The sequence below is a fragment of the Demequina aurantiaca genome (genome assembly GCF_050598105.1).
Taxonomy (GTDB): Bacteria; Actinomycetota; Actinomycetes; order Actinomycetales; family Demequinaceae; genus Demequina; species Demequina aurantiaca_A.
The window spans coordinates 424,320-442,540 of sequence record NZ_CP192436.1; the positions used below are offsets into that span (position 1 = coordinate 424,320).

Below are 18,221 nucleotides of genomic sequence, written 5' to 3' on the forward strand. Positions count from 1 at the left end.
CGTCTCGCATGACCGGTCCACACCCCTCAGTCGCCGCCACCAGGGTGGCGGTGCGCGAGGCTCTGCACGGCTACGACATCGGCACCCGCGTGTGGGTCGCGTGCAGCGGGGGACCCGACTCGCTCGCGCTCGCGGCTGCAGCCGCGTACGTCTCCCGCAAGGAGGGGTACTTTTCCGGCGCCATCATCGTCGATCATGGCATCCAGCCGGACAGCGCCGAGGTGGCGCAGCGCGCGGCCATGGAGGTCAAGAAGGCCGGGATTCACCAGGTCTTCGTGGAACGGGTGGTGGTTGGCCGCGACGGCGGGCTCGAAGCCGCGGCGCGTACGGCCCGCTACGGCGCCATCGAGGCGCGCGTCACCGCCGAGGGCGGTGTGGACCCGCACATCCTGACGGGCCACACTATGGATGACCAGGCGGAGACGGTGCTGCTGGCCCTCGCTCGTGGCTCCGGGGCGCGAGCTCTGAGCGGCATTCCCGCCCGCCGTGGACGGATCATCAGGCCGTTCCTCTCGATCCGCCGCAAGGACACCGTCGCCGCGTGCCGCGAGCAGGGCCTCGATCCGTGGATGGACCCGACCAACGAGAGCGACGGCGGCCCCCGCCGGTCGGCGCTGCGCGGCAAGGTGATGCCGGCTCTCGTCGACGTCCTGGGTGCTGGAGTCGTATCTGGCCTGGCGCGTTCCGCGGCGCTGCTCCAGGCGGACGCGGACGAGCTCGAGCGCCAGGCGCGGTCCACGCTGCGCAAGGCGACGGCTGCTACATCGGCGGATGACGATTGGCGCTGCGACAACCTGGCGGCGCTGCCCGACGCAATCCGTTCCCGCATGCTCAAGATGCTCGCCGAGGGCAAGGGCGCCGGGCCGCTCACCGCGGCACACGTGCGGATGCTGGACAAGCTGGTCATGCAATACAAGGGCCAGGGAGCTGTCGCCTTGCCCGGTGGCTTCGAGGCACGGCGCGAGTATGGCAGGCTAATCATTTCCGGCACGGTCGATCTTGGGAGCAACGAGTGAACGCGCAGTACGACATGGACGACTTCACGCGAATCGCCGTGAGCGAGAAGCAGATTTCCAAGAAACTGGACGAGATTGCAGCCCAGATCCGCGTGGACTACGACGGCGTCGAGTTGCTCATCGTGGGAGTGCTCAAGGGAGCCGTCATGGTGATGGCCGACCTCGCGCGCCGGCTGCCCCCACAGGTCCAGATGGACTGGATGGCGGTGTCCTCCTACGGTTCTGGAACCAAGAGTTCCGGGGTGGTGCGGATCCTGAAGGACTTGGACGCGGACCTGGACGGTCGGCACGTGCTGATCGTCGAGGACATCATCGACTCGGGAGTGACGCTGTCGTGGTTGCTGGGCAACCTGCGCTCGCGTGGAGCGGAGTCGGTTGAGGTCGCGGCGCTGCTGCGCAAGCCCGACGCGGCCACCGTCGACATCGATGTGAAGTACGTGGGCTTCGACATCGCCAACGACTTTGTCGTGGGCTACGGACTGGACTACGCCGAGAAGTACCGCACGCTGCCGTTCGTGGCGGTGCTGAGCCCCAAGGTCTACGGCGAATAGCGTCTCAGTCGGGTGCCTGACGCGTCCGGGTATCCCGCTGATGGCGAAACCTGCCCATGGCGTCACCCGCCTCGCGTAGAGTGCTGTTCACCATGAAGAAAGCCTTTAGCCTGCGCCGACTAATTCCACTGATCCTGCTTGCCGTCGTCATCGGCTGGCTCGTATCGGGCCTGTTCTCCCCCAAGGTCGACTCAATCGACACCTCGGAGGGACTCGCGCTGCTCGCCGGCGGCGCGGTTGAGCAGGTCAAGATCGTGGACGGTGATCAGCGCGTCGAGATGACGCTGCTCAAGGACCTCCCCGAGGGGTCGCCCGAGGAATGGGCGGACCTGTCCGAATCGGTCCAGTTCTTCTACGTGGTTCCCCAGGGTGAGACCGTCGTAGACGACGTGGCCGCGGCCAACCCGCCGATGGGCTACAACTCCGAGGTCCCCAAAACCGGGTTCTTGACTTCCTTGCTGTTTACGTTGCTGCCGATCCTGTTGCTCGTGGGCCTGTTCTGGTTCATCATGAGCGCGATGCAGGGTGGCGCTGGCGGCGGCAAGGTCATGAAGTTTGGCAAGTCCAAGGCGAAGATGGTGACGCCGGACACCCCCACGGTCAAGTTCGAGGACGTCGCTGGCGTGGATGAGGCTGTCGAGGAGCTCCGCGAGATCCAGGAGTTCTTGGAGACGCCCGCAAAGTTCCAAGCCGTCGGGGCCAAGATCCCCAAGGGCGTGCTCCTGTACGGCCCTCCAGGCACAGGAAAGACGCTGCTTGCTCGCGCCGTGGCAGGAGAGGCCGGAGTGCCGTTCTTCCACATCTCCGGGTCTGACTTTGTCGAGATGTTCGTGGGTGTCGGCGCGAGCCGCGTTCGCGACCTCTTCGAGCAGGCCAAGAAGAACTCGCCAGCAATCATCTTCGTCGACGAGATCGATGCGGTCGGACGCCACCGCGGCGCCGGCATGGGCGGCGGACACGACGAGCGGGAGCAGACCCTCAACCAGATGCTGGTGGAGATGGACGGCTTTGGCGCGACGACCAACGTGATCATGATCGCGGCGACCAACCGCCCCGATATTCTCGACCCCGCGCTCCTACGCCCGGGTCGCTTCGACCGCCAGGTGGGCGTCGACGCCCCCGACCTCAAGGGCCGCAAGCAGGTGCTTGAGGTGCACGCCAAGGGCAAGCCGATCGCCCCTAACGTCAACCTCGAACTCATCGCGCGACGCACGCCCGGCTTCACCGGCGCCGACCTAGCCAACGTGCTCAACGAGGCGGCGCTGCTGACCGCCCGCAGCGACCTGCAGATCATCGGCGCGGAACAGCTCGACGAGGCCATCGACAGGGTCATCGCCGGGCCGCAGAAGCGCACGCGCATGATGAACGAGAACGACAAGCGCGTGACCGCGTATCACGAGGGCGGGCACGCCCTGGTCGCCGCCGCGATGAACGACACTGACCCCGTGACAAAGGTGACCATCCTGCCGCGCGGTCGTGCGCTGGGCTACACGATGGTGATGCCCCAAGAGGACCGCTACTCGAAGACTCGCAACCAGCTGCTCGACAACCTGGCGTACGCCATGGGCGGCCGGATCGCGGAAGAGATCGTGTTTGGGGACCCCTCCACTGGAGCCTCGAACGACATCCAGCAGGCCACGGAGATCGCGCGCAACATGGTCACCGAGTACGGCATGAGCGCCAAGGTGGGCTCCGTGCGACTCGCGGGCAGCTCCGGCGAAGTATTTTTGGGCCGCGACATGGGCCACGGCCGCGACTACTCGGAGCACGTCGCGTCGGTCGTCGACGCGGAGGTGCGGGCGCTGCTCGACAACGCCATGACTGAGGCCGTGACCGCGCTGATGGCAAACCGCAAGCTGCTGGACACGCTGGCGGAGGAGCTCCTTGAAAAGGAGACGCTCGGCGAAGACGAGCTCGCCGAGATATTCGCGAAGGTCAAGCGCATCCCCGTGCGGCCGGAGTGGGTCAGCGGCGAGTGGTCGCAGGCCCGCACGAGGCAGGCCAAGAGGGCCGCCGCGAAGCGCGTCTCGGCACGCAAGCTCGCCGGACCCAAGTCGGCCCCTAAGAAGGACCCCGCGACCCCCGTCGACGACGGCGCAGTCAAGCCGCCCGCGGCTAGGAAGCCGGCGGCGAAGAAGCCCGTTGCGCCCAAGACCGAGCCCGCGGACACCGACACCGCGCCGCCCGCTACAGACGCCGACTAGGCTCTCGAGATGACTTCCCCCAAGCCCAGCGGCGTCGATCACGCGCGCATCGAGGCGGCCGTCCGGGAGATTCTTGTAGCGGTGGGCGAGGACCCCGACCGCGACGGATTGCTCGACACCCCCGCCCGCGTGGCGCGCGCCTACGAGGAGTTCTTCGCGGGGCTGCACCAGAGTCCCGCCGACGTCCTCAGCGCGGTGTTCGAACTGGGTCACGAAGAGATGATTCTGGTGAAGGACATCGAGCTGTACTCGATGTGCGAGCACCACCTGGTGCCGTTCCACGGGGTGGCGCATGTGGCGTACATCCCGGGCGAGGACGGCCGCATTACGGGACTTTCCAAGCTGGCGCGGCTGGTCGACGTCTACGCACGCCGACCCCAGGTGCAGGAGCGGCTGACCACCCAGGTCGCGGATGCGCTCGTCGAGCACCTCGGAGCCCGAGGAGTATTGGTCGTCGTCGAGGCCGAGCACCTGTGCATGTCAATGCGGGGAGTGCGCAAGGCCGGAGCTCGCACCGTCACGTCCGCCGTACGCGGGGTCATGCGGGATGGCGCAACGCGTGCCGAGGCGATGAGCCTCATCGCCGGGCACTAACGCCATGACTGCTGCGCGGCACGCGGTCCCTGCGTCCACTGCCGCGACCCTGGTCATGGGGATTCTGAACGTGACCCCGGATTCCTTCTCGGACGGCGGGCGCTTCGCCGGCACGGACGCGGCGATCGCGCACGCGCACCGGATGGTCGCGAACGGCGCCGACATGGTGGACGTAGGCGGAGAGTCGACGCGCCCAGGCGCCCAGCGGGTGGAGCCCGCAGAAGAACTCCAGCGAGTGCTTCCCGTCGTCCGCGCGTTGGCGCAGGACGGCATCAAGGTGAGCATCGACACCATGCGCGCCAGCACTGCCGAGGCCTGCGTCGTCGCCGGCGCGACCCTCGTCAACGATGTGTCCGGCGGCCTCGCCGACCGCGACATGGGTGCGGTAGTCGCGGCCACGAACGTCAATTACATCGCGATGCACTGGCGGGCGCATTCCACGACCATGGACGCTCAGGACCGATACGAGGACGTGTTGCGCGAGGTGCGCGACGAGATTGCCGCGCGTGTCGAATCCCTGGTGGCTGCGGGTGTCTCGGCGGACCGCATCATCGTTGACCCCGGACTTGGCTTCTCCAAAGTCTCCGACACCAATTGGCCGCTGTTGGCGCGCCTGAACGAGTGGAGCGGCGGCCACCGCGTACTGATCGGCGCCTCCCGTAAGCGCTTCCTCGGCACCGTTATCGCGCGTCCCGGAATCGACGCAGCGGACCCCGCGCGACGGGATCACGCGACCACGGCGGTCACCGCCTTGGCCGCGCAGGCCGGAGCCTGGGCGGTGCGCGTGCATGACGCGCGCGCCTCAAGTGATGCTGTGCGGGTCGTGTCCGCTTGGCAGAATGCCTTTGACGCGACACGATGAACCCATGACGCTCACAGTGAGGCCCTATCTCAAAGACGGAATCGAGCTCGATCAGATCATGGTCGAGGGCATTCGAGTTACCGGCTACCACGGCGTGTTCGAGACTGAACGCGAGACGGGGCAGCTGTTCATCGCCGACGTCGTCGCTCACGTCAGCACACGCGCCGCGGCGGGCAAGGATCTGCTCGCGTACACGGTGAACTACTCGGACATCGCGGATCGCGTGGCGGAGGTGCTGGCGGGGGAACCCGCGGACCTGCTCGAGACCGTTGCCGCAGCGGTCTCGCGCGTGGTGCTCGAGATGGAGGGCGTCCAGTGCGTCGACGTCGCGATTCACAAGCCGCAGGCGCCTCTGCACGTCGAGTTCAAGGACGTCGTGATGCGGATTCGCCGCGACCTGCGCGACGGAGACCTCTACGCCGACCGGCGCATCGGGTCGTCGGCCAACCTCCCGCACGATCCGGTCGGTATTCCGTCGTTCGCGATCGCGGTCGACCCCGCCGACGAGCGGCCGGAGGCTCCGGTCCTGGCCTACCTCGCGCTCGGCGGGAACATCGGCGACGTCGAGCCCACCCTCCGGTCCGCAGTCACGGACCTCGACCGCATTGATGGGATCACCGTGGAGGCTTGCTCGCCACTGGTGCGAACGGACCCCGTCGGCGGCCCCGAGCAGCCTGACTTCCTCAACGCGGTTATCGCGGTGCGCACCGACCTCGCCGCGCGCGAACTACTGGCCGCGTGTCAGGGGATCGAGATGGTCCACGGGCGGGAGCGCGTGGAGATCAACGGCCCGCGCACGCTCGACATCGACCTCCTGGCCTACGGCGACGCGTTCTTCGACGCGCAGGATGTGGTGATCCCTCACCCGCGTGCACACGAGCGCGGATTCGTGCTGATTCCCTGGGCCTACCTGGCTCCCGACGAGACCCTCGTGGGTCCCCGCGGCGGGCGCATCGGCGACCTCGCGAATGCCATCGGGCACGCGGGTGTCGACGTCGTCGCGAATCCGTGGCCGACGCAGGCCGTGGCGGACGCTACCGAACCCCCGGCTGGTCCCTGAGTCGTGACGCATCTCACCTGGCGCCGCATCGTCCTGGTTATGGCCGGTGTGGGCGCCGTGGCCTGGATCGCGGCCCGCATCGGGCTGTCGCGCGGGGCCACGCCGGTGTCCGTGCCCTGGACCGTCGCCGTGGTGTGTCTGGCGCTGGCCGGAGTCGCCCTGGTGCTCGCGTGGGCAGTACGCCAGTACAAGCGCGGCAAGCGGCCAAATCTGAGTGGGCTGAGGGCAGCGAGGACGGCGGCCTTTGCGCAGGCGAGCGCCTACGCGGGCGCAGTGGTTGCGGGAGTCTATGGCGGCTACGCCGCCGCGCTCGTCGACATGTGGGCGCACGCCCCACGGCGCGAGACGGCGATCTCGGCGTTGATCGCGGTCCTCGGCGGGCTAGCGCTGCTCGGCGCCGGAGTCCTCGCCGAGCACTGGTGCAAGACCGACCCGAGCGACGACGACGGACCCGACAACGACGCGCGTGGGGCGTCCCCGGCCGGCGCAAGCTAGACCTGAGTGCCCCCGCCGTCCTGCGGGTGGCAGACTAGCGGGATGAGCTGGTTGAATCCCGAAGATGCCCAATGGACGTATGTGTCGCGACGCCTGATCCCCGCACGACTGATCTCGGTGTGGGTGACGGTGGCGGTGTTTATCGTCCCGTTCGTCGTGGTGCAGGCGCTCGTCGGCGGGTGGTGGTTCGTCGGGGTCATCGTGGCGCTCGTCGCGGGCCTGTGGGGAACCTGGGTTGTGGTGCGGCAGGTAGGCGCGCACGCGTGGGCCGAGCGGGACGACGACCTGGTGATCAAGCGCGGCCGAATGCAGCGGCGCATGACGGTGGTGCCCTACGGCCGCATGCAGTACGTCGAGGTGCAGGCTGGCCCTGTTGCGCGGATGTTCGGGATCGCGAGCATCCAGTTACACACCGCTTCCCCGGGCACCGATGCCCACATCTCCGGCGTCCCGGTGGCGCAGGCCGCGCGCCTGCGTGACCGGCTGACCACGCGCGGCGAGGCCCAGTTGGCGGGCCTGTGAGCGACGTCCAGGCGCGCGCCGGTCGCGTGTACCGCGCGCCGCGCGAGTGGACCAGGGTGCACCCCGTGTCCCCTTTCCTGGGTGCATGGCCGTTGGTGGGAGCGGTGCTCTTCTACCTGGTGATCTCGCGCGCGCCCGACTGGGTCGCCGGCGACGACGGCGTCACTGAGGCAATTAGCGCGACGCATATCTCCGTCATTCTCATCGCGGCGGTTCTCTTTGGGATTGTCCTGCTCATCGCGGGCGGCGGCTACGTTGCCTGGCGCTTCAACGAGTACCGGATCGGCGACGACGCCGTCTACCAGCGCAAGGGAGTGCTGTTCCGCCAGCAGCGGCAGGCGCGGCTGGACCGACTGCAGGCGGTAGACGTGGTGCAGCCGCTCTTGGCGCGGCTCACCGGCTTTGGCGCGATTCGCATCGAGGTGGCCGGGGGCGAGAACTCCGGGATTGCCCTCGAGTACCTGCGCATCGGCGATGCCGAGGCCCTTCGCAACGAGATAGTGGAGCTCGCCGCCGGCTACAAGCGGCGCGGTGCCGACTCCGACCCGACGCCGCCAACGGACTCCTCTCAGGCCGATGCCGCGGACGCCAGCGCCGGAGCGCTGCAGGGCGACAACATCGTGTTCGGAGGCCTGCGGCAGTCAGCGGCGGGCGACCGCACGGACCGCCCGGCCGCCGCGGAGCGCCCGATGTACAAGGTGCCCAACGGCAGGCTCATCGCCTCTATCGCGCTGTCCTGGCCCACGTTCTGGCTGGTACTCACCCCGGTGTGGGTGGTAGCGCTGATGATCATTTTCCGGGTCGACATCGGCGACGTGCTGAGTGCAGTAGTGGGCACCTCGCTGGTGACCGCAGTGCCCGTCATCGCGGGTCTGTTCGGCTACTTCTGGACCAAGCTGAACCGCGGTTTCGGCTTCACCGCCGGGGTCTCGCAGGACGGAATCAGGTTGCGTCACGGCCTCCTCGAGACGCGCAGGCAGACTGTTCCCCCCGGGCGTGTGCAGGCGGTGCAGCTCCGCCAGTCGTGGTGGTGGCGCAGGTCAGGCTGGTGGGAGGTCACCATCAACGTCGCCGGATATCAGGACGACCAGGGTGCGGTGTCGACCCTGCTCCCGGTGGGCAGCGAGGCGGAGGCGCTCGAGGCCATTTGGTTGGTGCTGCCTGACCTCGGCCTGGTGGGCGCGGACGGCGCCAGCGCGGACAGCCCGATTCTCGCCGCGATGAGCGGCACGGGTGGCGACCATGGATTTACCGCCTCGCCGGCGCGCGCCCGCGCCTACGACCTGCTTCAGTGGCGCCAGCGCGGCGTCCGCGCCACCGAGTCCGCGCTGCTGATTCGCAGCGGGCGATTCGTCAGGGAGGTCAGCATCGTGCCCCACGCCCGCACCCAGTCGCTCGCGCTGCAGCAGGGGCCCCTCCAGCGCGCGCTCGGGTTGGCGACTGTCGAGGTCCATTCCACCAACGGTCCGGTCAAGCCCGTCGCGAAGCACCTGGGGGTCGACGACGCGATCGCGCTGCTCGACGCGCAGGCAGAGCGCGCGCGCGAGGGACGCAGGCACCAGACGCCAGAACAGTGGATGAAGGCGGTGGGCCTCGATGCCTGACGACACGGAGACTTTGGCGAACTCGGAGAATTCGGAGAACTTGGTGACCATCGGCGCCACTGAAGCCGTCGAGGCCACCAGGCCCAAGCCGGGCCGCCTCGCGGTCGGCGTGGTGGGAGCCGGGCGCGTCGGCGCGGTCCTTGGGGCGTCGCTGCGGCGCGCCGGACACACCGTGGTGGGCGCGTCTGGGGTCTCGGAGGAATCGGTAAGCCGGATTGAGACGCTACTGCCGGGGGTCCCGCAGCTGGACCCGGAGTCGGTGGTGAGGGCGGCCGATCTGGTGCTGCTGACGGTGCCGGATGACGCGCTCAGCGAGCTGGTCTCGGGGCTGGCCGCTGTCGACGCGTGGCGCCCGGGCCAGATAGCGGTGCACGCCGCCGGCCGTTTTGGCACCGAGGTGCTAGCCGCCGCCGCTCAGAAGGGCGTGCTGACGCTGGCGATCCACCCGGCGATGACATTCACGGGCACGTCACTCGACCACACCCGCCTCGCCAACGCGACCTTCGCAGTGAGCGCCCCGGCCGGCGTGCTCCCTATCGCGTTGGCGCTCGCGGTGGAGATGGGTGGCGAGCCCATCGTGATTGCCGACGAGGATCGACCCGCTTATCACGCGGCCATCTGCCACGCGGCGAACCACGTGGTGACCGCGGTGGTGCAATCCAGCGCGGTGCTCGCGCGCCTGGGTATCGAGGAGCCAGGCAGGTTGCTCGGCCCCGTGGTCCACGCTTCGGTCGAGGGCGCGCTGAGTGAGGCTCCGGGAGCGGTGACTACGCTCACCGGGCCCGTGGTCCGCGGCGACGCCCAGACCGTGGCCGCGCACGTCGCGGCACTGTCGGCGGATCCGGACATGCTGCACGCGTATGTCGCGATGGCGCGCGCGACGGCGGACCTCGCCCTGGCGGGCCAGCGCATCGGCCCCGCGCAGTACGCGGACCTGATTGCCGCGCTGGGTTCGACCGGAGAGGTCATGCCATGAGGACAGTGACCCGGGCAAGTGAACTGAGCCGAGCGCCGCAGGGAACCCGTGCCGTCGTCATGACGATGGGCGCACTCCACGGCGGCCACCTGGCGCTGGTGCGCCACGCGCGCGCCATCGCGGATGAGGTGCTGGTCACGTTGTTCGTGAACCCCCTGCAGTTCGACGACCCGGCGGACCTCGAGGGCTATCCGCGCACGTTAGACGCCGACTCCGCGTTGTTGGAGGCGGAGGGCGTCGACATCCTCTACGCGCCCGACGTGGATGACGTCTACCCGGGCGGCACCCCCATCGTGACGGTGTCCGCGGGCGCGATCAGCGACGTGTTCGAGGGCGCCTCGCGACCCGGACACTTCGACGGGGTGCTGACCGTGGTGCTCAAGCTCATGCACCTGACGCGCCCGGACGTGGCCGTGTTTGGCGAGAAGGACGCGCAACAGGTGATCGCAGTCCGCACCATGGTGCGCGACCTGAACGTGCCCGTCGAGATCGCGGTGGCGCCTACGGTGCGCGACGACGACGGTCTGGCGCGCAGCTCGCGCAATGTGTTCTTGTCGCCGGGGGAGCGAGCCGATGCGCTCGTGCTGTCGCGGGCCCTGTTCGCGGCCGATGCCGCGGCCAGGTGGGGAGCCGCCGTCCCGGAGGCGTTGCGCGCCGGGGCCGAGGTGTTGGCGAGCGTCCCGTCCGCGCGGGTGGAGTACTTCGCGGCGCTGGACCCGTTGTCGGCGCAACCGGTGCGGGGCGACTACCGTGGTGAGGTCGTGATCGCGGTCGCGGCGAGGGTCGGGAAGACACGGCTCATCGACAACGTTTCCTCTCACATAGCCCGAGAACGCTAGGTGAGCCGCGCCGCCGGGGTGGACCGAGCCCGCGCATCGGCTATCGCGACCGAATCCCATCCTTTACGAGTTTTACCAGGGAGGACCCCATGACTTTCAAGACCCTTCAGCGCCCCATGATGATTTCCAAGATTCACCGCGCCACCGTGACTCAGGCCGACCTGCACTACGTGGGCTCGATCACGATCGACGCCACGCTCATGGAGGCGGCAGACCTCATGCCCGGTCAGCAGGTGGACGTCGTCGACGTCACCAACGGCGCGCGCCTGACCACCTACGCGATCCCGGGTGAGCCCGACAGCGGGCAGATCTGCATCAACGGCGCGGCCGCGCACCTGATCGACCCCGACGACCTGGTGATCATCATTAGCTACGGGATGATCGGCGACGAGGAGGCGCACCACTATCAGCCAGCTGTGGTGTTCGTCGACGCCCAGAACCGAGTGGTGCAACAGTGCGACGAGCCGGGAGACGTCCCCGACGGATCCGGGCTCGAGCGCTCGGGCCTGCCGCTGCGCGACTTCCGCGCGACGGGATGGCAGGCCTTCAAGGACTCGCCCACTACGTCCGCACCGTAAATCGCACCCGCCGCGCTTCGCGCGTGCGTAGTGCGACAACGCACCCCTCGATTTACGGTGCGCACGTAGCAAGCGGTCGAACGGGTAGCGTTCACTCATGACCGACGTCCGATTCGTCCAGCGCCTCGCCGCACCACAGCCCGGGTGGACCACCTCCGCCGATGTCATCGTGGTGGGCTCCGGCATTGCCGGCCTGACCACGGCGCTAGAGCTGCGTTCCAAGGTGGACCGGGTGCTCGTGGTGACCAAGGGGGAGCTCAGCTCAGGTTCGACGGTCTGGGCGCAGGGAGGAATTGCCGCCGCGCTGCACCCGGAGGACACCGCGGAGGAGCACCTCCAGGACACCCTCGTCGCCGGCGCGGGGCTGTGCAGCGAGGAGGCGGTACGCGCCCTGGTGACCGAGGGGCCCGACCGCGTACGCGAGCTGATGGAGCGCGGTGCGCGCTTCGACCTGCAGGCCAACGGCGAGATCACCCTCACTCGCGAGGGCGGACACCACCGCGACCGCATCGCCCACGCCGGCGGCGACGCGACGGGTGCGGAGATCAGCCGGGCGTTGGTCGCCCAGCTCGAGGCCGTCTACAGCGACCCCGGCATCGAGGTCATCGAGAACGCGATGGTGGTCGACCTGCTCACCGCGGCGCCCGACGCGGACGGCAACGCTGGCGCGGTCTGCGGCGTCACGCTGCACATCAAGGGCGAGGGCACCCGCGACGGGGTCGGCGCGGCGCTGGCCAAGGCAGTGATCATCGCGACGGGCGGCATCGGGCAGGTGTTCCGGTCGTCGACCAACCCCCCGAGTGCGACGGCCGATGGGCTCGCCGCCGGCCTGCGAGCGGGCGCGGCGATCGCGGATATCGAATTTGTTCAGTTCCACCCGACGGTCCTCTGGCAGGGCGCCGCGGCCACCGGTCAGCAGCCGCTCATCTCCGAGGCGGTGCGCGGCGAGGGCGCCTACCTGCTCAACGCGGCGGGTGAGCGTTTCATGGTGGGCCGGCACGACATGGCCGAGCTCGCGCCCCGCGACGTGGTCTCTAAGGGAATCGTCGCGATGATGGACGAGGAGGGCTCCGACAACGTCTTCCTGGACTGCCGCCACCTCGGCAGCGGGTTCCTGCGCGAGCGTTTCCCGACCATCCACGCGCGACTTGCCGAACGCGGGATCGACATGGCGCACGCCCTCATCCCGGTCGCGCCGGCTCAGCACTATCACTCCGGAGGGATCCTCACGGACCTGCGCGGGCGGTCCACCAAGGCGGGTCTCTACGCGATCGGGGAGGCCGCCTGCACGGGCGTCCAGGGCGCCAACCGACTGGCGTCCAACTCGTTGCTCGAGGGCCTGGTGTTCGCCAAGCGCGCCGCCGCCGACGCGGCCGCCGTGGTCGCTGACGGGCTGGTCTCTCAACACGAACCAGTGGACCGGGCGGGTCCCACGACGCTGGTGCCAGCGACGATGCGCCCGCGCATTCAGTCGATCACCCACGCCGGGGCCGGCCCCGTGCGTACCGCGGAGGGACTCAGCGCCGCGGCGGCGAAGCTCTCGCGGCTGCGGGAGAGGTTCCAGACCGAGGACGAGGCGCCCACGGTGCCGCAGTTGGCGGAATGGGAGACCTCGAACATCCTCGCGACTGCAGCGGTGCTGGTGGGTTCAGCGCAGGCGCGCCAGGAGTCCCGCGGCGGTCACGTCCGCGAGGACTTCCCCGAGCGCGACGACGACCACTGGCGACTCAGGCTCGCCTCGCTGCTGGGTCCGGGCGGCGAGCTCAAGCGCGTGCACGCGCCGCTAGAACTCGGTTAACAACTCGAAACACGAGTGGCGGTAGCCTGGCCATGTGAAGATGCCGGAGCACATGGACCAGAGCGCCCCCCTCAACGCCGAGTGGCTCGCCGACTCAGTGGCGCGCGCGTTGGACGAGGACCTCGGGGGTGACCCCGGGTGCGACGTCACGGCGCAGTCGACCATCTCCGCCTCCACCACCGTCGAGGGGTCGCTCGTGATGCGCGAGAGCGGAGTGGTCGCGGGCGCGGAAATCGCGCGCGAGGTACTCACCCAGGTCGCGCACAGGTTTGACCTTCCCGTGCCAATGCTCGACATCCTGGTTCACGATGGCGACGTGGTCCCGGACGCGACCGCAGTAGCCCACTTCGAGGGCCCCGGCCACGTGGTGCTGATGGGGGAGCGCACCTTGCTGAATTTCATGTCGAGGGCCTGTGGGGTGGCCACGCACACGCGGCGCTGGGTAGACGCACTCGCGGGCACCGGCGCGAAGGTGCTCGACACGCGCAAGACCACTCCGGGCCTGCGAGAGTTGGAAAAGTACGCGGTCCGATGCGGGGGCGGGATCAACAAGCGGATGGGGCTGTACGACTGCGCGATGGTCAAGGACAACCACATCGTCGCCGCCGGCTCGGTGAGCGCAGCCTTCGACGCCATCCAGGCCGCCTATCCGCAGGCGCCCATCCAGGTGGAGGTGGAGACCTGGGAGCAGGCCCACGAGGCGCTGGCGGCCGGAGCGACGTTCCTCATGCTGGACAACATGGACAGTCAGCGGATGGCCTCCGTGGTGGCGTCGGTGCGCGCCCTAGAGCACGACATCGGCAAGGTCTGGCTCGAGGCAACCGGGGGACTCACCGTGGCCAACGCGGCAGACGTCGCGCGCACCGGCGTGGACTACATGTCGGTCGGTGCGTTGACCCACTCGTCGCCAATCATCGACCTCGCGCTCGACCTCCGGTAGGCGCGGGTACCCTAAGAGGGTGACTGACGAGCTAGACCTCCCCGAACAGATGCGCGTACGGCGCGATAAGCGCGACCGCATCATCGCCTCTGGCGGACAGGCCTACCCGGTCTCTGTCCCCCGGACCCACGAGATTGCCGACGTTAAGGCTGCCTACGCGCACCTCGACGACGGCGAGGAAACCACTGACGTGGTCGGCGTTGCCGGTCGCGTGGTGTTCGTGCGCAACACCGGCAAGCTGTGCTTCGCCACGGTTCAGGACGGGACGGGCGAGCGGCTGCAGATCATGCTCTCGCTCGCGGAGGTTGGCGAGGAGGCTCTCGCGGCCTTCAAGTCTGACGTCGACCTTGGCGACCACCTGTTCGCGCACGGACGAGCCATCAAGTCGCGGCGCGGCGAGGTGTCCGTCTTCGCGGACTCCTGGGCGCTGGCCGCCAAGGCGCTGCGCCCGCTGCCGGTCCTGCACAAGGAGCTCTCCGAGGAGGGTCGCGTGCGTCAGCGCTACGTTGACCTGATCGCGCGGCCGCTGGCCCGCGACACGGTTCGCAACCGCTCGCACGTCATGCGCTCGCTGCGCGAGAGCCTGCATCAGCGTGGATTCATCGAGATCGAGACGCCGATGCTGCAGACTCAGCACGGTGGGGCGGCGGCTCGCCCGTTCGTGACCCACATGAATGCGTTTGATCTAGACCTGTATTTGCGTATCGCCCCCGAGCTGTTCCTGAAGCGCGCGGTAGTCGGCGGAATCGAGAAGGTCTTCGAGATCAACCGCAATTTCCGTAACGAGGGCGCCGACTCGTCGCACTCGCCGGAGTTCTCGATGATCGAGGCCTACGAGGCTTATGGCGACTACAACACGATGGCGGAACTTACGCAGTCGATGATTCAGGGCGCCGCCACCGACGTTTTCGGATCGACGGTCGTGACACTCGCGGACGACACCGAATATGACCTCGGTGGCGAATGGGCCGCGCTGACAATGTATGGGTCTTTGTCCCAGGCTCTCGGGCATGAGGTCACGCCGCAGACGGAGGTGGCGCAGCTCCTCGAGTGGTGCAACGCGGTCGATATCAGCGTAAATCCCGCGCATGTCAATCACGGCAAGCTCGTGGAGGAACTGTGGGAGCACTACGTAGGGAACGACCTATACGCGCCCACCTTTGTGCGCGACTTCCCGGTTGAGACCTCGCCGCTGACGCGCGATCACCGCACCATCGATGGCATTGTGGAAAAGTGGGATCTATATATCCGAGGCTTCGAACTCGGCACCGCGTATTCGGAATTGGTCGACCCCGTTATCCAGCGCCAGCGCTTCGAGCAGCAGGCGCGGATGGCCGCGGCGGGTGACGACGAGGCTATGCGCGTTGACGAGGACTTCCTGACTGCAATGGAGTTCGCGATGCCGCCCGCCGGTGGAATGGGCATGGGGATTGATCGACTGCTCATGGCACTCACCGGCCTCGGCATCCGGGAAACCATCACGTTCCCGCTGGTGAAGCCCGGTGAGGAATCGTGAACTGGGTGCCCTATGCCGTGGGAATAATTCCGTCAATCGGCGTCGGTCTCCTGTTCTGGTATGCGATGCGCGGCGTGCTGCGGGCGGACCGCAATGAGCGGGCTGCGCTCGCCGTAGCGGACGCGGCGTATGACGCCGAGCAAGCCGCAATTGCGAAGACACGGAATGCCCAGTCCCCTACGACTTAGGAATCCGATAAGCCAGCCGATGCGCTTTAGGCGAGTGTCTCGCATGGCAGTTGCGCGTTTATTAAAAATTACTTCGCTCTAGGTGTAATGCCAATGTTTCGGCCGAATGATTGCGATACGGGACGTAGTATGTGAGTCTGTATTCAACTAGTCCCTAAAGATTGGCGTTCACCATGGCTCAGAAGATTCAAGTTGTTTTAGTCGATGACCTCGATGGTGGAGACGCAACCGAAACGGTTGGATTTGCTCTCGACGGCGTGACGTACGAAATCGACCTCAACGCCGCTCACGCCTCGGAACTGCGCGCTGCCTTCTCTTCCTACGTCGAAGCCGGCCGCCGCACTACTGGCCGCAAGAGCGCTGCCCGTCCCCGCACGCAGGGCGACGTTGCGAAGATTCGCGCATGGGCGCAGGACAACGGTCACGACGTTTCCTCACGCGGTCGCATCCCGGCCAAGATTCGCGAGGCGTATTACGCGGCTCAGTAATTGACTACTGAGGGGCACTCGGCACAATCCCCCGAACCGGAAACGGCGGCGGAATGTTCCGCCCGGAAATCGGTGCAGTGGTGGGGGACATATCCCGCGGCGGGCTTAGGTACTCCCGAGGGACTAGGCGAGGGTCTGTGGCGCCTGAATGGCGGCGTGCCCGAGCTGGCTTTTGAGTTACCGGCGCCCAGTTTTGTCGTAGTGCATCCCGTGTTGCCACTGCTTTATGCGGTCACCGAGGCGGACCCGAGCGTCGTCCACCTGATCGACGTGAACGAGCCGTCCGAGCCCGCGCTCGTGCAGTCGCTCTCGACGGGGGGTCACGCCGGCTGCCACCTGCTCATCGCGCCGGACGCCCGTACGCTCTACGTCACCCACTACATGAGCGGCGACGTCGCGGTTCTCGGCCTCCTGGAGGACGGGAGGTTTGCCGCAGACGGTCCCGACCAGATGCTGGGGCACGCGGGTAGCGGCGCCCGGCCAGATAGGCAGGAGGCCCCGCACGCGCACTCGTCCGGGTTCGCCCCAGGGGGAAGGCACCTGCTCGTGGCCGACCTCGGGACCGATGAACTCCGCCGCTACCGGATCGATGACGCCGGGGCGCTGGCCGAGGACGGCATCGCCGCGACCTTGCCGCCCGGCTCCGGTCCCAGGCACTTCGCCGTGCTCGGCAACCTCATCTACGTCACGTGCGAACTTGATCACCAACTGCGGACGCTGCGCTGGGACCCCGCCTCGGCATCGGCCGACGTGGTGGCGGAGGTGGCGTCCACGACGGCGCCGCACCGCACCGGGGAGGAGGTCGCCGACGGGCATATCGCGATCGTGAGCAACCCCCGGGGGGCTGACGTCCTGCTGGTGAGCGTGCGCGGCGCGGACGTGATCGCCCTATTCGATCTCAGCCCGGAGGGTCAGGCGCGGTATCGGGGTTCCTTCGACGCAGGCTTCTGGCCGCGGCACTTCGCGGTGATCGACGAGGAACTCTGGGTGGGAGCCGAGCGCGGGCACGAGGTGCGCCGTTACGGGCTTGCGGACGTGCTCGCCCTGCCGCCCGAATCCGGTGTAGCGGAGGTGGCCCAAGTGCCACACGCTAGCTTCCCCGTCACGAGCCCAGCATGCGTGGTGGGCGCGAGCCGCTAGGCCCAGCCTCATGCGGTCTGGTTTCTGGGACAAAGGTCATTCGCGCTGAGGCGGCGAATGCGTAAGAATAGAAAAATGACCTACACACTGATCCTGCTCCGCCATGGCGAGAGCGAATGGAATGCCAAGAACCTATTCACCGGCTGGGTGGACGTGCCCCTCAACGAGAAGGGCTGGGGCGAAGCAATTCGTGGTGGCGAGCTTCTCAAGCAGGAGGGCATCCTCCCCGACGTGGTCCACACGTCGCTGCTACGCCGCGCGATCATGACCGCCAACCTCGCACTCGACGCGGCTGATCGTCACTGGATCCCGGTGAAGCGCGACTGGCGCCTCAACGAGCGCCACTACGGCGACCTGCAGGGCAAGAACAAGGCCGAGACGCTCGAGCAGTTCGGCGAAGAGAAGTTCATGATGTGGCGCCGTAGCTACGACGTGCCGCCGCCCGAGATCTCCGCGGGCAACGAGTTCACTCAGGTGGACGACGTTCGCTACGCCGGCGAGGACACCCCCAAGACCGAATGCCTCAAGGACGTACTAGAGCGCGCGCTTCCCTACTGGAACGGTGCCATTGTGCCGGACCTCAAGGCAGGCAAGACGGTGCTGGTTGCCGCGCACGGCAACTCAATCCGCGCCATCCTCAAGTACCTCGACGACATCCCCGACGCGGACATCGCCGGCGTCAACGTGCCCACGGGAATCCCGTTGGTGTTCGAGCTCGACGAGAACTTCAAGCCGATCAAGGCCGGCGGCACGTACCTCGACCCCAGCGCCGCTGAGGCGGCCATCGCCGCAGTGGCGAACCAGGGTAAGAAGTAGCCGCAGGCGGAGTTAAGCCCGTAGACGAGTGAGG

General features: G+C 67.8%; 18 protein-coding genes. All 18 read left to right on the forward strand.

Features of this window, described 5'->3' with window-relative positions; translation table 11 throughout:
* The first annotated feature begins 8 nt into the window (after positions 1 to 8).
* The 18 genes from tilS (at position 9) to ACQU6B_RS01955 (ending at position 18,187) form a co-directional block, all read left to right on the forward strand.
* Positions 9 to 1,016 carry a tRNA lysidine(34) synthetase TilS gene (gene tilS / locus ACQU6B_RS01870; RefSeq protein WP_430868349.1) on the forward strand — a complete coding sequence of 336 codons (1,008 nt, stop codon included), beginning with the start codon at positions 9 to 11 and terminating at the stop codon, positions 1,014 to 1,016.
* A 14-nt stretch (positions 1,017 to 1,030) separates the two neighbouring features.
* Entirely contained in the window at positions 1,031 to 1,567 is a 537-nt protein-coding gene (gene hpt, locus ACQU6B_RS01875; protein WP_430869265.1) for a hypoxanthine phosphoribosyltransferase, read from the forward strand.
* Between the two features lie 92 nt (positions 1,568 to 1,659).
* The gene (gene ftsH / locus ACQU6B_RS01880) at positions 1,660 to 3,771 is read left to right on the forward strand and encodes an ATP-dependent zinc metalloprotease FtsH (protein ID WP_430868350.1); all 2,112 of its coding nucleotides are present in this window, start codon (positions 1,660 to 1,662) and stop codon (positions 3,769 to 3,771) included.
* Positions 3,772 to 3,780: 9 nt separating this feature from the next.
* The gene (folE, locus tag ACQU6B_RS01885) at positions 3,781 to 4,365 is read left to right on the forward strand and encodes a GTP cyclohydrolase I FolE (RefSeq protein WP_430868351.1); all 585 of its coding nucleotides are present in this window, start codon (positions 3,781 to 3,783) and stop codon (positions 4,363 to 4,365) included.
* Between the two features lie 4 nt (positions 4,366 to 4,369).
* Positions 4,370 to 5,227: a dihydropteroate synthase gene (folP, locus tag ACQU6B_RS01890; RefSeq protein WP_430868352.1), complete on the forward strand. Its 858-nt coding sequence runs from the start codon at positions 4,370 to 4,372 to the stop codon at positions 5,225 to 5,227.
* A 4-nt stretch (positions 5,228 to 5,231) separates the two neighbouring features.
* Positions 5,232 to 6,287 carry a 2-amino-4-hydroxy-6-hydroxymethyldihydropteridine diphosphokinase gene (gene folK, locus ACQU6B_RS01895; RefSeq protein WP_430868353.1) on the forward strand — a complete coding sequence of 352 codons (1,056 nt, stop codon included), beginning with the start codon at positions 5,232 to 5,234 and terminating at the stop codon, positions 6,285 to 6,287.
* Positions 6,288 to 6,290: 3 nt separating this feature from the next.
* Positions 6,291 to 6,782 carry a DUF3180 domain-containing protein gene (locus tag ACQU6B_RS01900; protein ID WP_430868354.1) on the forward strand — a complete coding sequence of 164 codons (492 nt, stop codon included), beginning with the start codon at positions 6,291 to 6,293 and terminating at the stop codon, positions 6,780 to 6,782.
* 42 nt (positions 6,783 to 6,824) lie between these two features.
* Entirely contained in the window at positions 6,825 to 7,304 is a 480-nt protein-coding gene (locus tag ACQU6B_RS01905; protein WP_430868355.1) for a PH domain-containing protein, read from the forward strand.
* Complete coding sequence (locus tag ACQU6B_RS01910; protein ID WP_430868356.1) at positions 7,301 to 8,908, forward strand: PH domain-containing protein; 1,608 nt, start codon at positions 7,301 to 7,303, stop codon at positions 8,906 to 8,908. The genes ACQU6B_RS01905 and ACQU6B_RS01910 overlap by 4 nt, the downstream gene beginning before the upstream one ends.
* Positions 8,901 to 9,884: a Rossmann-like and DUF2520 domain-containing protein gene (locus ACQU6B_RS01915; RefSeq protein ID WP_430868357.1), complete on the forward strand. Its 984-nt coding sequence runs from the start codon at positions 8,901 to 8,903 to the stop codon at positions 9,882 to 9,884. The genes ACQU6B_RS01910 and ACQU6B_RS01915 overlap by 8 nt, the downstream gene beginning before the upstream one ends.
* Positions 9,881 to 10,723 (forward strand): pantoate--beta-alanine ligase, encoded by an 843-nt coding sequence (gene panC / locus ACQU6B_RS01920; RefSeq protein ID WP_430868358.1) that lies wholly within the window; start codon positions 9,881 to 9,883, stop codon positions 10,721 to 10,723. Before ACQU6B_RS01915 ends, panC begins: the two co-directional genes overlap by 4 nt.
* An 89-nt stretch (positions 10,724 to 10,812) precedes the next feature.
* Positions 10,813 to 11,301 carry an aspartate 1-decarboxylase gene (gene panD / locus ACQU6B_RS01925; RefSeq protein WP_430868359.1) on the forward strand — a complete coding sequence of 163 codons (489 nt, stop codon included), beginning with the start codon at positions 10,813 to 10,815 and terminating at the stop codon, positions 11,299 to 11,301.
* A 97-nt stretch (positions 11,302 to 11,398) separates the two neighbouring features.
* Positions 11,399 to 13,099: an L-aspartate oxidase gene (locus tag ACQU6B_RS01930; protein WP_430868360.1), complete on the forward strand. Its 1,701-nt coding sequence runs from the start codon at positions 11,399 to 11,401 to the stop codon at positions 13,097 to 13,099.
* A gap of 40 nt (positions 13,100 to 13,139) precedes the next feature.
* Positions 13,140 to 14,039 carry a carboxylating nicotinate-nucleotide diphosphorylase gene (gene nadC, locus ACQU6B_RS01935; RefSeq protein WP_430869266.1) on the forward strand — a complete coding sequence of 300 codons (900 nt, stop codon included), beginning with the start codon at positions 13,140 to 13,142 and terminating at the stop codon, positions 14,037 to 14,039.
* Positions 14,040 to 14,088: 49 nt separating this feature from the next.
* On the forward strand, positions 14,089 to 15,555 hold the full coding sequence (gene lysS / locus ACQU6B_RS01940; protein WP_430869267.1) for a lysine--tRNA ligase: 1,467 nt from the start codon (positions 14,089 to 14,091) through the stop codon (positions 15,553 to 15,555).
* A gap of 361 nt (positions 15,556 to 15,916) precedes the next feature.
* Positions 15,917 to 16,231, forward strand: coding sequence for a histone-like nucleoid-structuring protein Lsr2 (locus ACQU6B_RS01945; RefSeq protein ID WP_430868361.1), 315 nt, complete (start codon positions 15,917 to 15,919; stop codon positions 16,229 to 16,231).
* Between the two features lie 156 nt (positions 16,232 to 16,387).
* Positions 16,388 to 17,371: a lactonase family protein gene (locus ACQU6B_RS01950; RefSeq protein WP_430868362.1), complete on the forward strand. Its 984-nt coding sequence runs from the start codon at positions 16,388 to 16,390 to the stop codon at positions 17,369 to 17,371.
* Between the two features lie 75 nt (positions 17,372 to 17,446).
* Positions 17,447 to 18,187, forward strand: a complete 741-nt coding sequence (locus ACQU6B_RS01955; RefSeq protein ID WP_430868363.1) for a phosphoglyceromutase — start codon at positions 17,447 to 17,449, stop codon at positions 18,185 to 18,187.
* Positions 18,188 to 18,221: the final 34 nt, after the last annotated feature.